Raw genomic sequence first — 14,447 nt, forward strand, 5'->3', positions numbered from 1 at the left:
ATGAAAATCAATAATCTTCGGCTCGTCCTGCTTGCGGTCCTCGGACTGGTGTTCATCGGGATTCTGTTTGAACTGCTCCGTCACGCTTCAGTTGGCTCAGGAGAAGCTTCGCAAATGTCGTCATTCGGTACCGCGGGAAAGGCATCCCTTATTGCAGTGCTGCTCGCGATCGTTGGGGCCACGATGTGGCTCACCGGTGGCGTACGTGCGGTAGATGCCCAGTCGAGGGTGTCAGCTCCGGCAACATCCAGCTCAACCGGTGAAGCATCATCAGGCGCGGCTGCAATCCCGCTCACAAGCCTGCAGGTCAGGGGGCTTGGCATCACCGTCGACGAACTCAGTCAGGATGAGATCTGGCAACACATACTCGCGAAGGCCGATACCCACGCATCGATCTACTCGAACGTCCCCGCGGACTACCCTTCGAGCCCAACTATTTTGTCGAGCAACTCACGTTTGCGGATCGGCCTGGCGCTACACGCGGGTGCTGGAGAGTGGGTCGAATACACACCGTTGCCGGTGTTCGTGTTCGGCCCGCCCAAGGATGCCGCCAATCCGTTCGGCGCCGCGGTCTCGATCAGCCGCGCAAGACAGGAAGGGAGTTTGCCGTTCCATCTATTTCTGGTCCAGCAAGCGGCCAACGATGCGGGCCTTTCACTCGACGACGTGTTCCATTTCTTCGATGCGAACCCTGAGGTTCCGGCCGCGCTGATTTTCTGTACCGATGGGATGGTCGTGCGCAAGCTGCTCGGCAAACCCGGTGCTGGCCAGTCAGCGAACGTGCCCGTCGTGCCGAAGGTATTCGACAGTAACGTGGCGCTCCTCGTGACGCGCCCGGAGCGGGTGGAGCAGATGCATGCCTTCGCGGTCAACGAGCCTGATAGCGTGGATACGCGCGAAACGCAGTACGACCTGGTGAAACTCTGGAACTTCTACTGGGAAGAAACGACCTCCTATGACGATCAGTATGTCGCTGACGAGCAGGCACGCGGTGTCGGCGACCCCGTCAAGCCACATACCATGAGCGTTGCATGGTGGCGATCGCGTTTGCCTTCGCTTTGGCATCAGACGGAAAACAAGGGGCCGGGTCAATTTCGACCGGATGTCTGGACGCCGGTACGCTGGACAACCTGGCAGCTCAAGGAGTTCGATGACTCGCCGGTGCTCGGGTACATTCACCGGCCGGTGCGGGTCCGCTTCACTGACGACCATGGATCTGCGTTGCGAGAGCAGGAGCAGGCGGCGGCACTTCAGCAAGGCTGGAAGACGGTACTTTCAGCCGACGGGTCGACCGGTCATCCAGCGCGTGTGTTCTTCGACACGACCGGCGCGAGGGATTGGGTTATCCCGCTTACGCAGGCGCTGGGCGCGCAGGCCGATGCGCCTTCGCCGGGAAACGTCAAGGAAGGGTTCGACATTGGCTACCGGCTCGGCAATACTGGTGTGAGTTCCGCATTGGTCCAACTCGGCCTTTCTTTGATGGCCGGATACGGAGACGGGAAATCGAGCGTGGTGGTCAATCGGAATCCGAACGGCTATGCCGAATTCATCGCGGTTACGCCACCTTCGGATGCAGAAAAGAAGCGCTACGCAGCCGCCAAGGGCGACAACCCGTTCGAATACAAATCAAATGACTGATATCTCTGAAGAGTCGCGATCGCAGGATCGCGCGAGCGCAACGGGCATAGCGCCCGCTACGTCGATACGAGCGAGATTTTTCTTGCTGGCGGTCGCGGGCGCGGCAGTCGCTGGCGCCGCGATCCTTGGCTACTCATCGCTCTATTGCCGGGAACTCGTGGGCGCCGTGTTCTGGGCGTTTTTTATCGGCGTTGGCGGGCCCGCCGTCGCGGCAACGGATTCGCCGGGGCTGTTCTGGATGGTGCTTCTCGCGTACGTCGCTGTGGTCTTCATTGGCAGCCGGCAAACGCGGTTTCGGCTGACGTGGTCGCGATTCGCTCTCGCCATCGTCGCAAGCTATATCGCGGCTGCGTTGATCACATGGATCTTCGTTTCTCCAGGCGTGTGCAATCTCGCATGAGTACGGTCTCTATTGGACAAGGTGGCGTGCTTGTGGCCGAAATCGGTGCCAGGCGAGCACCACCTGGCGGCCGGAGGAAAGCGTCATGCGTGGCGTAATCCGTGTGGGCGACTCGACGAGTCACGGCGGCAAGGTCGTCTCGGGGCAGGACGGCTCAGTGGTTTTGGGCCGCGCCGTGGCATGCGTTGGGGACCGGTGTACGTGTCCGAAGCCGGGACACAACGATTGCCGGATTATCGAGGGCGATGAAAAGGTACAGATCGACGGCCGTGCTGTGGCATTTGACGGCCACAGAACGTCATGCGGCGCGACGCTGATTTCCAGCGTTGCTACGTCGGGAATAGTTTGATAGGGTCGGGCGGCCGCCGCAGGGGGTGGCAGGCCCGCATGCGCAGCGCGATTGATCGCCAGTCAGTCCACGACGTGCGGCTAAAGCAACAGGCCAGGGTGGCTGATGTCGGATCTCATCACTAGTTACGAACGGGAACTTCTTCTACTGCGGCGCGGGCTGGCAGAATTCGGCGCGCGTCATCCGCGCGTGGCCGCACGCCTGTCCATGACGGGGGAGCACTCGGAGGACATGCACGTCGAACGGATGATCCAGGCAGCCGCGTTGCTCAATGCGCGGGTGCGGGAGCGCCTCGAAGACGATGTGCCCGACTTCACCGCGCCGCTGCTCGAGGTTCTGTACCCCGAGTTCCTTCGGCCGTTCCCATCGTGCTCCATCGCGTGCTTCGAGCCGAACGCGGCCGTCGACCGCCTGCAGAAGCCGGTCGTGATCAAGCGCGGCACGCATCTGACGACCCGGCCCGGCGCCTACGGCTTCCGGACCATCTACGATGTCACGCTTGCGCCACTGCGTATCGATGAGGCCATCTATCGGTTGCCGTCCGCGGTGCCCTCCAGCGTGCAGTTGCCCCAGGGCGCGAGTGGCGTCTTCTCAATCAGTTTTTCTGTGCGTCCCGAAACGTTCGCGTTCGCCGGTGCGGCACCGGCGATCGCGCGGGTTTTCGTCGATGCATCCGGGATGGCCACTGCATCGCTCATCGACGCGCTCATCCACAGGGCCAGGACTGCCTTTGTCGAGGTCGATTCGAGCGGGCGCTGGAGTGTGCTGGATGCCATACCCGTCTCGTGCGCCGGCTTCGGCGAGGAAGAAGCACTGATCGAGCGCCCAGACGCCGGGAAGTCCCAATACCGGCTGCTGCTCGAATATTTCGCCTATCCGCAAAAATTTCACTTCCTGGACTTCCATCTGGGACAGATTCAAAACGGCCGGGGCGCGATACGACGCCTTACCCTTCATGTGCCCGTCTGTGGCCTTCATCCCGATACGGCTGCTGCGACGTCGTTGGCGGGATTGACGGCGAGTAACTTCAGGATGGGCTGCACGCCGGTGGTGAACCTTTTCACCTGCGCGGCGGAACCGATCGCCCTGAAGGACGTGACGCTGCCAGCCTGGCCTTTGGTGCCGCAGACTGTTTCGCCGGCCGCGACCGCCGTATGGGCCGTGAAATCGGTGCGGCTCACGCGGGATGGAGGCGCACGGGATGGCGGCGGCAGTTCGTCGTCAAGAGAGATCAAGCCGTTTTACTCGCTTGAGCATCATGCGGGCTTCGGCAGTTCCACGACCGGAAGGCCGGCCCTGTACTGGCTAGCGCAGCGTGAGGCTCGCTCCGAATTGCAGCGCCGTGCTTCGGAGTGTGTCCTCTCGTTCGTTGACGGACGCGGCGAGGGGACCGAGCCGCCGCGCGACGAACAGATCGACGCCATGCTCGTCTGCAGCAACGGCGACTTGCCGTCGTCGATGCAATGGGGCGACCCGAAGGGGGACTTTACTTACCCGGACCGTTCCGTTGTCGGCAAAATCACGCTGCTCCACAAGCCAACCGACGGTGCGCCGCGCCCGCTCGCACGCAACCGTTACTGGAACCTCATCCAGAGCCTGTCGGCCGGCCCGTTCAATCTTGACCAGTCCGGCCTGCCTGCCCTGAAGTCGCTGATGGAGGGCCACGTGCCCCTAGGCGCGCCATCGGGCGAGCAGCAGATCAGTGCCATCGTCGGACTCACCCGCGAGACCGTGAGCGAGTGGGTCGTGGACAAGCTCCAGTCCAGAATGGTTCGAGGGCAACGGGTGCGGCTCGCGATCGACGAGGGCGCTCTGGGTGGTTCGCCGCTTGCCGTCTATGCGCGAGTACTCGAAAGCGTATTCGTCCGGTACGCACCAGCACATAGCTTCGTTCAACTGGTCATCGTCTCGGCCAACAATGGTGCGGAGTTGGCCCGAGGCCAACTTCTGCCTGGTGTTGTGCCGCTGGTTTGATGCTGGGGCCTTGTGATTCATGAGCGAATAGAGCCTTTCGCCAGCAGGTTGGCGCGCCTCGCTGCCACTGCTTGCGTGGGCGGCGCGCCATGCGTCGACGCCGCCCACGCGCCCCGAAGCCTCAGGACACCGCTTCGCGCTCCGGCGTCGCGGTGATCTTGTGGATCGACAGGTCGGCGCCGCTATATTCGTCCTCCTGATCGATGCGCAAGCCCACGGTGGCGCGCAGCGCGCCGTAGACCGCGAAGCCGCCGAGCGAGGCGATCACGATGCCGGCAATCGTCCCGACAATCTGGGCGCCGAGCGAGATGCCGCCGGCTCCGCCCAGCGCGTGCGCGCCGAAGATGCCCGCCGCGATGCCGCCCCACGCGCCGCACAGGCCGTGCAGCGGCCATACGCCGAGCACGTCGTCGATGCGCCAGCGGTTCTGCACGCAGGTGAACATGTAAACGAACAGCACGCCGGCCACCGCGCCCGTCGCCAGCGCGCCGAGCGGATGCATCACGTCCGAGCCCGCGCATACGGCCACGAGCCCCGCGAGCGGTCCGTTATAGGTGAAGCCCGGGTCGTTGCGGCCCGCGAGCCAGGCGGCGAGCGTGCCGCCCACCATCGCCATCAGCGAGTTCACGGCGACGAGGCCGCTGATCTTGTCGATGGTCTGCGCGCTCATCACATTGAAGCCGAACCAGCCCACCGCGAGCACCCAGGCGCCGAGCGCGAGAAATGGGATGCTCGAGGGCGGATGGGCGGCCACGCGTCCATCGCGCGAATAGCGCCCGTGGCGCGGGCCGAGCAGCAGCACGGCGGGCAGCGCGACCCAGCCGCCGAACGCGTGCACCACCACCGACCCGGCGAAGTCGTGAAACGGCACGCCGAACACGTGCGTGATCGCATCCTGGAAGTGCAGGCGGTTGTTCCACACCATGCCTTCGAAGAACGGATAGATGAAGCCGACGATCACGAAGGTCGCGAACAGCTGCGGGTTGAACTTCGAGCGCTCCGCGATGCCGCCCGAGACGATGGCCGGGATCGCCGCCGCGAAGGTGAGCAGGAAGAAGAAGCGCACGAGCTGATAGCCGTTGTGCTCGGCGAGCACGTCGGCAGGCGAGAAAAACTGCACGCCGTAGGCGAGGGTGTAGCCGATGAAGAAGTACGCGATCGTCGAGACCGAGAAGTCGACGAGGATCTTCACGAGTGCGTTGACCTGATTCTTCTTGCGCACGGTGCCGAGTTCGAGGAACGCGAACCCTGCGTGCATGGCGAGCACCATGGCGGCGCCTAGCAGCAGAAACAGCGTGTCGGTACCGGTCTTGAGATTGTCCATCCTTGCGTCCTGCCCCTTGCCCAAAATGGGCGCATAAATAGGCGCACACTGAGCAAGATGCGGGCCAGCTTCGCGCCAAACTGGTGAGCGGCGCAGGGAGGCAAGCCTTTTGACGGTGCGTGCGTGCACCGCAGCGGCTACGGCGTGCGCCGCGATTGCGCGCACGAAATGCGTGCGCACACTGCGGGTGCAAGGCGACCCGGCACATTTGCAGTGCCAGCGCGCCAAGTTGGTGAAGTTGCGCGCCAGATCAGGGCAAGTTATTCGATTTTCCTTTCCATTCCAACGTCTTGTCGGTGATTCGAAATGATTGGGCGGGCGGTGCGGATGCCGGGCTCGGGAATGCGGCACTTAGGGCGCACGTGGGGTGCAAACGCCGACATAATGGTCGAACTATTTCCTCAGTCGTCCGGACGCCCCGAACCGCCACTCAATGCGCCTCACCACCAAAGGGCTGCTGCTGATCGCGATCCCAGCCGTCTTCGAATTGACGCTGCTATCGGCTATCGTGAAGGCCGAGGCCGACGCGGAAGGCGCCGAGTTCTGGGGCCAGCACAGCCAGGCCGTGCTCGCGCAAGCGAACCGCGTGCTGGAGCCGGTGCTGGTCGAGTCGGTGCAACTGCGCGGCGCGGTGGCCGCCGGCGATGCGCAGTTTTCGACGCCGGTCCAGATGTGGATGGATGTCGACCAGCGCATCGACCGGCTCGCGGAGCTCGTCTCCGACAATCCGTCCCAGGTCGAGCGCGCCGTGCAGATCCGCTATGCGGTGCAAACCTATCGCCAGTGGTCGGAGCGCATTCAGGATCTGCTGCACTCGGGGCGCCGCGCCGAGCTCATCGAGCGCTTTCGCGCTTCCACGGACTTCGATGCGCTCGACCGCGTGCGCACCCAGGTCACCTCGTTCCAGACCGAGGAGCGGCGCCTCGACGTGATGCGCGTGACGCTCGCCGAGCAGGCCCGCGCCCAGCAGCAGTCCCTCATGATGACCGCGGTGATCGGCTCGATCACGCTGGTCGCGCTGGCCGTCTGGCTCTTCACGCGCGGCGTGCGCGGGCGGCTCAATGCGCTTTCCGACAACGCGGGGCGGCTCGCGGGCAACGAGCCGCTCGCGCCGCTCGCGACCGGCAACGACGAGATCGCCGAGCTCGATCTCACGCTGCATCAGATTAGCCAGCGGCTAGTTGAGGCGGAGCGGCTGCAGCTTGGCTTTCAGGCCGACCTCGCGCGGCGTGCCGAGCAGCTCGCGCGCATCAACGAGAATCTGCGCCAGCAGACCCAGGAAAACGAGATGTTCATTCACAGCGTGTCGCACGATTTGCGCGCGCCGCTCGTGAACCTTCAGGGCTTTTCGCGCGAGCTCAACCACGCCTGCGACGACTTGCGCGAGCGCGTGGCGCGCTCGCCGCTTGATCCCGAAGCGCGTGCACGCATCGAGCGGATCATCAACGAGGACATCGGCGAGGCGCTGCGTTATCTGCAGACGGCGGTGCTGCGCGCCTCGCATATCATCGACGCGCTCTTGCGGCTCGCGCGCGTGGGCCGCGTGGAGTACCGGCGGCAGCGCGTCAACGTGCGGGAGCTGGTGCAGCGTGTGGTCGACGCTATGCACGCGTCGGTGCGCGCGCGCAACGCCCAGGTGAGCGTGCGCGAGCTGCCGCCGGTGTGGGGCGACCCCACCGCGCTCGAGCAGGTCTTCGCAAACCTGATCGGCAATGCGCTGAACTATCTCGATCCCTCGCGCGAGGGGCGCGTCGAGATCGGCACGGCGAGCGCGCCACCGGGGGTGGAGACGCTGCAGATTTTCTACGTGCGCGACAACGGTCTAGGGATTCCCGAGGTGGCCAAGCCGCGCCTGTTCCAGGCCTTCCAGCGCATGCACGGCAACGTCGCGCCCGGCGAGGGCATTGGTCTCGCGCTTGTGCGCCGCATGGTCGAGCGGCATGGCGGGCGTATCTGGGTGGAATCGGTCGAAGGCGAGGGCACGACGTTCTATCTTTCGCTGCCCGACGCGCTTGCCGTCGTGCCGCCGGCGCCAGGCGTGGCTGCGGCGCTCGTGACCGCGCACGAGCGCTCGCGTGAGCGGTACGGCGACGGCACGACCGAAAACTCTGCGGGCGGCGGCGTGGCGTTGTCGGCGGCTGGCAATGGCGTGCCGGGTGGCGGCGCGGCGTTGTCGGTGGCGGCGGCCGGCAACGGCGTGCCGGGCGGCGCGGACGTGGCCGGCGCTCCGGCTGCGGGCTGGCCGCGGGCGGGGCGATAGGCCCTTCAGGGGGCCGTGCAGGAAGCCGGCCTGGGTTCGACAGGAACGCGGCTGACTGCCTGGGGCGCCATCCGGGTCAGCAGGCGAAAATGCGTCGCTGCTTGAGCAGGCTGCGGCCGCGGATCGACCACAGGCAACCCGCGACGGCTAGCGCGAGCACGACGGCCAGCGCCGCGTGAGGATTCAGATGCCCGATGGGCATGCTGCCCGGCGAGACGAGGGTGCGCTCGAGCATGAACAGGGCGCTCCACAGCGCGATGCCCGCCTGAATCAGCATGCGCGTGCCGCGCGCGTGGCGTGCGCGCTCGGCCGAGGTCCCGCGCCGGCTCGTGCGCCTGCAAAAGAATGCGATTGCCATCAAGACAATCGCGAGTAAAACAACCCAATCCGTCAGATCCATCGCCGCACATTCCTGCAATCAAAACGATATTGTCGGAAGTGCGGGGTTTGACTGACATCAGAGTGGTCTGAATCTTCGCGCGCTTGAGTTAAAGATTGTCAGACACGCGCGCCACGGCCCGGCGGGCGATGCCGGCAGATGAGGCGCGCCATCCGCGCACGGCGGCGGCGCGCGGCGGACACTTCAGGGCTCGATGCGCGTGCCGAGCAATGCGAGGAATTGCCGCAGCCATTCGGGATGCGCGGGCCAGGCCGGTGCCGTGACGAACGGCGCATCGGTCACGGCGCTGTCGATGGCGATATCGGCATATTCGCCGCCTGCGAGCCGCACTTCGGGCGCGCACGCCGGGTAGGCCGAAATGCGCTTGCCGCGGATGACCTCGGCGGCGGCGAGCAACTGCGCCGCGTGGCAGATCGCGGCGACCGGCTTGTTCGCGTGCGCGAAGTGCTGCACGAGCTCGATCACCTTCGGGTTCAGGCGCAGATACTCGGGCGCGCGGCCGCCCGCAATGGCGAGCGCGTCGTAGTCCTTGGGATCGATCTCGTCGAAGCTGGCGTTCAGCGCGAATTGATGGCCCGGTTTTTCGGTATAGGTCTGGTCGCCCTCGAAGTCGTGGATCGCGGTTTTTATGCGCTCGCCGGCCTTCTTGCCGGGGCAGACGGCATCGACCTTGTGGCCCACGGCCTGCAGCGCCTGAAATGGCACCATCGTTTCATAGTCTTCGGCAAAATCGCCCGTGAGAAAGAGGATCTTCTTGGCTGCCATCGCCTGGCTCCTGTGGTGTTGGGACGGTGGAACGGAACGGGTGCCCACGCAGTCTACTCCTGCATGCTTGACGATTTGACGAAGGCCGGCACGGCCGATCCGTACACCCAGCGCGCGCGTGACGCCGTGCTCTGGCGCGCGTACTTGGCGCAGCAAGACGCGGCGCCGCTTGCCTCGCTGTTTCGCGCCGCCATCCTGACGCTCGCGGCGCCCCACTACGACGCCGGGCAGCGCGCGGCCTGGGCTTCGGCGGCCGACGACCTCGACGCGTTCGACGCCCGTCTCGCGCGTGGCGTGACGCTCGTTGCCGAGCACGCGGGCAAGCCGGTCGCGTTCGGGCAGCTGTTTCCCTGCGATCACGTGGAGATGCTCTACGTCGCGCCGGACTGGACGCGGCGGGGTCTCGCCCGCGCGCTCATCGCGCGCTTCGAGGTGCTCGCGCGCGAAGCGGGGGCAAGCACGCTCGACACCGACGCCAGCGCGCTGGCGCGCCCCGTGTTCGAGTGCGCGGGTTTTTCGCTGGTCGCAGAAGAGATCGTGCGGCGCGGCAGCGTATCATTGCCGCGTTTTCATCTTTGCAAGCCGCTCGGTGCGGCATCTTTTTCAGGATGACTATGTCTTTGAAGGTTTCAAAACGGGTTTCAAAACGGTTGGGCATCGTGCCGGTTCTGCTGTGCGTGGCGCTTGCCGCAGGCTGCGACAAACAGAATGCGACGGTGTCCGATCTGAGCAAAAAGTCAGCCGACGCCGCGCAGCAGGCTGCCCAGCTCGCGGCCAGCCAGGCCGCCGCGCAGGCGGCCCAGACGCTGGACAAGGCCGCCAGCTACGTGAATCAGCAGCTCGACGCCGCGCAGCGCAAGCTCGATCAGGCGGCTTCGCAGACGCAAGCGCAGGTACAGCCTAAGTCGCAAGGCGAGGGCGCCAGCGCAGCGGTTGCAGAGGGCGCGAGCGCTTCGGCCGACGCGCTCGCCTCGCAGGCGCGCGGGCAGTGGCAAGCGGCGGCGAGCGCGGCCCACTCGATGCTCGGCAACGCGGCTGCGGCTACTGGCACGGGCCTGTCGATGGCGGGCAGTTCGCTGCAGCGCTGGGCTGCGAGCGGCGCAGCGGCGGCTGGCCCGGCTTCGGACCGCAGCCAATGACCGGCGCTGCGAGGGCTCGCGGTTGACGGGCGGAATTAATGTAATTATGATGGTTACACTTTATCTCGCCGTGATTCCTGCGACCGGTGTGTTGTGAATACGAGTAGCCGTTTTGCGTTTGCGGTCCATGTGCTCGCGCTGCTGGCGTTGCAGGAGGGCGTGCCGCTGTCCTCGGAGATCATCGCGGGCAGCGTGAACACGAATCCCGCGCTGATCCGGCGGCTCTTGACGATGCTCGCCAATGCGGGGCTCACGGCGTCGCAGCTTGGCGCGGGCGGCGGGGCGCTGCTGGCGCGCGAGCCGCGCACGATCGCGTTGCTGGACATCTACCGTGCGGTGGACGACGCGCAGCTCTTTGCCATGCATCGCGAAGAGCCCAATCCGGACTGCATGGTGGGGCGGCAGATCCAGCAGACGCTGCGCGGCATCATCAGCGACGCGCAGCGCGCCATGGAGGCGTCGCTCGCGACGCGCACGCTTGCCGAGGTCGTCGAGGACATGCAGCGCAACGAGCGCAAGCTCGAACGCGCGCGTGCACCGAGAGCGCCGCGGCGGGCGTGAGACCGACGAAGTCTGTGCGCAAAGTGCAGATGGATATCCTGACGGGGCGTTGCCCCGTTTTTTGGGCCTTTATCTGTAACTAATATAGTTACATAAATATTTCGTACAGGAGTCAGGAAATGAGCAAGTCACTGAAGATCGCCTTGTTTGGTGCAACCGGCATGATCGGCTCGCGCATTGCCGCGGAAGCGGCACGGCGCGGCCATCAGGTGAGCGCGCTGGTGCGCCAGCCCGAGCGCGTTGCTGCGGCGCCGAACGTCCACGCCGCGAAGGCCGATCTGCTCGACGCCGCGAACGTGGCGGCGGCGGTGCGTGGCCACGACGTGGTCGCGAGCGCCTACGCGCCGCCCGCGAACCGGCTCGACGACCTCCAGGCGGCGACTCGCGCGCTCATCGAAGGCTCGCGGGCCGCGGGCCTCAAGCGCCTCGTGGTGGTCGGCGGCGCGGGCTCGCTCGAAGTCGCGCCGGGCGTGCAGCTCGTCGATACCGCGGGCTTCCCCGATGCCTATAAGCCGATCGCGCTTGCGCACCGCATCGCGTTCAACGAATACCGCAAGGTGACGGATCTGGACTGGACCTGCTTCGCGCCGGCCGCGCTGATCGCGCCGGGCGAGCGTACCGGTACGTTCCGCACCGGGGCAAACACGTTGATCGCCGACGCCAATGGAGAAAGCCGTATCTCCGCCGAGGACTACGCCGTTGCGTTCGTCGACGAACTGGAGCAGGGCCGCTTCATCCGCCAGATTGCAACCGTGGCGTATTGAAGGGCGCAATGGCTCGATCGGCTGGGCAATCGGCGGCTTGATGGGCCGGTCGCTCAACCGAAGTGGGCGCAAGAGCGTGAAAGGGCGCGGGCCGGGGCGCTCGCGCTGGACGCTTGCATTCTGTTACGCACCCGTGACGCGTGCGTATGCCGACTGCGGCTACACTGAAGCGTCCTGATTTAGCCCCTTCGTCATGATTTCACGCTCCGGACGGGACGATGCGGGGGCGCAACCTGCCGCATCGCTTGCGTCACCCGCAAGGGATTGCGGCCCGTATTCACGCGCCGCCGTCACGGCGGACCGCATGCACTGGCTTTTGCGTCACGCATTCGCGCTATACGTGTGGCTTGCGCTATGCGTCGGTGCCGGCTTGCCCGTGAAAGCGCTGGCGGCTGGCCCCGCGGCGGCGGCCGTGCCCGTGCTGCCCGCGCTGCAAAGCCTCATCACGGGCGCACCCGCGTCGGCCTCGGGCGCCTCGGCGGCCCAGGCGGCTTCCGCACCCTCGCCGGCGAGCCAGGCCGAGTTCACGCGTTCGCTCAACAGCGTGATCGCCACGCTCGATGACGATCGCCAGCGCAATGCGCTCGTCTCCCAGCTCAAGAAGCTGCGCAGCGCCTCGCAGGACGTCGCGCCCGCGCCGGCCTCGGGCGCCGCCACGGCAACCTCGGGCCTGCTCGGCGCCATCGCATCGGGACTCGCCTCGGTCGAGTCGGACGCCCGCCGCGGACGCAGCCCGTTGCACTACTGGGCCGGCCGCTTCGGCGCGGCAGGCGTGGAGATCTATGCGCTTGCGTCGGGCGGAGAGGGCGAGAGCCCGGGACGCATCGTCTTCGACATGGTCGCGATGCTGGTGGGCTGGGGCGCGTGCGCCGCCGTGCTGCGCTGGCTCGAGCGGCGGCTCCTGCGGCGCCTGTCGATGGCGACGGGTCTGCGGCCCAATCCCACCACGCTCGAGCTGGTGTTCTTCGCGTTGCACCGCGTGGCGCCATGGATCGTCGCCTTCGTTGGCGCGCTCGTGGTCGAGCGGTCGATGCCCCAGGCGCTCGGGCGCACGCTGGGTCTCGTCATCGCCTATGCCATGGTCGCCGGCGCGGTGTTCTCGGCGATCTGCCTGATCATGTTCTCGCTGTTCGGCGCGGGGCATCGGCGTGCCGCCGTGCATGTGCTGATCCGCGACTCGCGCCGTCTGCTCTTTGCGATCGGCGTGCTCGCCGCGCTCGGCGATGCCGCCACCAATTACGAAGTCGCGCATCAGCTCGGCGTGAGCCTGGCGGCGCTCGTCTCGACCTTCGCGAACATGACCGCCGCCGTGCTCACGGCCGTGTTCGCGATCGCATTCCGGCGCCCGGTCGCGCATCTCATTCGCAACCGCGGCTATACGCTGCGCCACGGTCACAAGGCGCTGACCGAAATCTTCGATGTGCTCGCCTCGCTCTGGCAGTTGCCGATGCTGCTGCTGGCCGCCGCGTCGATCGTCGCGACGCTTGGCGGGTTGAGCAGCAACGAGAACGTGCTGCAGATCTCGGTCGTCACGGCGCTGTTGCTCGTGCTCGCGTTCTTCCTATCGGCGGTGATCATGCGCATCACGCGGCCGAACCCCACGCGGGTGCGGCGCCGCTCGCCGTACCTGCGCCGCCTGTTGCGCTTCGTGGGCACGCTGCTCGTGCTGTTCGTGTGGCTCGCGTTCTTCGAGTCGTGCGCGCGTCTCTGGGACATCTCGCTCGCGGCGATCATCGAGGCGAGCGTGGCCGCGCGCGGCATCGCGCACGCGATCTTCGCGATCCTGGTGACGGTGTTCCTCGCGTGGCTCGTGTGGATCGTGCTCGACACCGCCATCCTCGAAGCGCTCAATCCGAGCGGGCCGCGCACGAAGGGCCGCGCACCCAGCACGCGCGCGCGCACCATGCTGCCGCTCGTGCGCAATGCGCTGCTCGTGACGATCCTCACGATCGCGGGCATCGTCACCGCCGCGAATCTCGGCATCAACGTGACGCCGCTGCTGGCCGGGGCGGGCGTGATTGGTCTCGCGATCGGCTTTGGCGCCCAGTCGCTCGTGACCGACCTCATCACGGGACTGTTCATCATCATCGAGGAGACGATCTCGGTGGGCGACTGGATCGATCTGGACAACGGCCATGCCGGCACGGTCGAGCATTTGTCGATCCGCACGGTGCGACTGCGCGACGGGCAGGGCGCGGTCCACGCGATTCCTTTCTCGCAGATCAAGATCGTGAAGAACCTCTCGCGCGATTTCGCGTTCGCGGTGTTCGAGGTGCGCGTGCCGTTCTCGGTCGATCTCGACACGGTCACGCGCATCATCCGCGAGACGGGCGCCGAGCTCATCGCCGATTTCCGTTACCGGCGCGAAATCCTCGGTCCCGTGGAGGTGTGGGGGCTCGACCGCTTCGACCCGAACTGGATGGTCGTGAAAGGGCAGATCAAGACGCGTCCGCTGCAGCAGTGGAGCGTGGCGCGCGCGTTCAACGCACGTTTGAAGCGCCATATGGACGAGGCCGGCATCCAGATGCCGGTGCCGCAGATGCAGGTGCATATGGCCTCGCGCAGCGGGGACGATGAGCGCTTCGACGAGCCGCGCGCGCAAGACATGGAACATGGGGACCACGTGGGTCACGATCCCGCGGCGGCCCATGGCGTGAGCGCGCATGCGGATTCGGCGGCGCGCGGCGTGACGCGCGACGCCTCGCACGAACCGCGTCCGGCGCCGCCACCCACGGCGGGCCCCGAGGGCGCGCCGCCACAAATTCCCGCTGCCGGGCGGACCTGAGCGCGTTTCGCACACGCTGCGCGCTGCCCTGCGGCGTGGATTCGAGGCACATTTCGCAGAGCGAAACAGATTCGCCATTCTGTTCGGC

The 14,447-nt window shown here is 66.1% G+C and carries 13 protein-coding genes; 10 read left to right on the forward strand and 3 right to left on the reverse strand.

Translation table 11 applies throughout. The features are described from left to right. The 4 genes from EYW47_RS05060 (at position 1) to tssF (ending at position 4,361) form a co-directional block, all read left to right on the forward strand. Complete coding sequence (locus tag EYW47_RS05060) at positions 1 to 1,638, forward strand: type VI lipase adapter Tla3 domain-containing protein (RefSeq protein WP_133193784.1); 1,638 nt, start codon at positions 1 to 3, stop codon at positions 1,636 to 1,638. Next, the gene (locus EYW47_RS05065; protein ID WP_133193785.1) at positions 1,631 to 2,038 is read left to right on the forward strand and encodes a hypothetical protein; all 408 of its coding nucleotides are present in this window, start codon (positions 1,631 to 1,633) and stop codon (positions 2,036 to 2,038) included. The genes EYW47_RS05060 and EYW47_RS05065 overlap by 8 nt, the downstream gene beginning before the upstream one ends. Before the next feature lie 85 nt (positions 2,039 to 2,123). Then, positions 2,124 to 2,387 (forward strand): PAAR domain-containing protein, encoded by a 264-nt coding sequence (locus tag EYW47_RS05070; RefSeq protein ID WP_133193786.1) that lies wholly within the window; start codon positions 2,124 to 2,126, stop codon positions 2,385 to 2,387. Positions 2,388 to 2,492: 105 nt separating this feature from the next. Then, entirely contained in the window at positions 2,493 to 4,361 is a 1,869-nt protein-coding gene (tssF, locus tag EYW47_RS05075) for a type VI secretion system baseplate subunit TssF (RefSeq protein ID WP_133193787.1), read from the forward strand. A gap of 121 nt (positions 4,362 to 4,482) precedes the next feature. Here the strand turns inward: tssF and EYW47_RS05080 are convergent, their stop codons facing one another. Then, positions 4,483 to 5,685 (reverse strand): ammonium transporter, encoded by a 1,203-nt coding sequence (locus EYW47_RS05080; RefSeq protein ID WP_133193788.1) that lies wholly within the window; start codon positions 5,683 to 5,685, stop codon positions 4,483 to 4,485. A gap of 433 nt (positions 5,686 to 6,118) precedes the next feature. On the opposite strand from EYW47_RS05080, the gene EYW47_RS05085 reads away from it, so the two are divergent. Then, positions 6,119 to 7,945 carry a sensor histidine kinase gene (locus tag EYW47_RS05085; protein WP_133193789.1) on the forward strand — a complete coding sequence of 609 codons (1,827 nt, stop codon included), beginning with the start codon at positions 6,119 to 6,121 and terminating at the stop codon, positions 7,943 to 7,945. 76 nt (positions 7,946 to 8,021) lie between these two features. On the opposite strand, the gene EYW47_RS05090 is transcribed toward EYW47_RS05085, so the two are convergent. Both EYW47_RS05090 and EYW47_RS05095 read right to left on the reverse strand, forming a co-directional pair. Then, the gene (locus EYW47_RS05090; RefSeq protein WP_133193790.1) at positions 8,022 to 8,345 is read right to left on the reverse strand and encodes a hypothetical protein; all 324 of its coding nucleotides are present in this window, start codon (positions 8,343 to 8,345) and stop codon (positions 8,022 to 8,024) included. Positions 8,346 to 8,528: 183 nt separating this feature from the next. Further along, entirely contained in the window at positions 8,529 to 9,110 is a 582-nt protein-coding gene (locus tag EYW47_RS05095) for a DJ-1/PfpI family protein (RefSeq protein ID WP_133193791.1), read from the reverse strand. 63 nt (positions 9,111 to 9,173) lie between these two features. On the opposite strand from EYW47_RS05095, the gene EYW47_RS05100 reads away from it, so the two are divergent. From EYW47_RS05100 to EYW47_RS05120, 5 genes are all read left to right on the forward strand, one after another. Next, positions 9,174 to 9,722: a GNAT family N-acetyltransferase gene (locus EYW47_RS05100; protein WP_133193792.1), complete on the forward strand. Its 549-nt coding sequence runs from the start codon at positions 9,174 to 9,176 to the stop codon at positions 9,720 to 9,722. Between the two features lie 47 nt (positions 9,723 to 9,769). After that, complete coding sequence (locus EYW47_RS05105; RefSeq protein ID WP_240763549.1) at positions 9,770 to 10,249, forward strand: BCAL1086 family glycoprotein; 480 nt, start codon at positions 9,770 to 9,772, stop codon at positions 10,247 to 10,249. A 93-nt stretch (positions 10,250 to 10,342) separates the two neighbouring features. Beyond that, the gene (locus EYW47_RS05110; RefSeq protein ID WP_133193793.1) at positions 10,343 to 10,810 is read left to right on the forward strand and encodes an Rrf2 family transcriptional regulator; all 468 of its coding nucleotides are present in this window, start codon (positions 10,343 to 10,345) and stop codon (positions 10,808 to 10,810) included. Between the two features lie 119 nt (positions 10,811 to 10,929). Next, entirely contained in the window at positions 10,930 to 11,574 is a 645-nt protein-coding gene (locus tag EYW47_RS05115; protein ID WP_133193794.1) for an NAD(P)-dependent oxidoreductase, read from the forward strand. Between the two features lie 304 nt (positions 11,575 to 11,878). Continuing rightward, on the forward strand, positions 11,879 to 14,359 hold the full coding sequence (locus tag EYW47_RS05120; RefSeq protein WP_240763550.1) for a mechanosensitive ion channel domain-containing protein: 2,481 nt from the start codon (positions 11,879 to 11,881) through the stop codon (positions 14,357 to 14,359). Positions 14,360 to 14,447: the final 88 nt, after the last annotated feature.

It is taken from the genome of Paraburkholderia silviterrae (assembly GCF_004353915.1).
Lineage (GTDB): Bacteria > Pseudomonadota > Gammaproteobacteria > Burkholderiales > Burkholderiaceae > Paraburkholderia > Paraburkholderia silviterrae.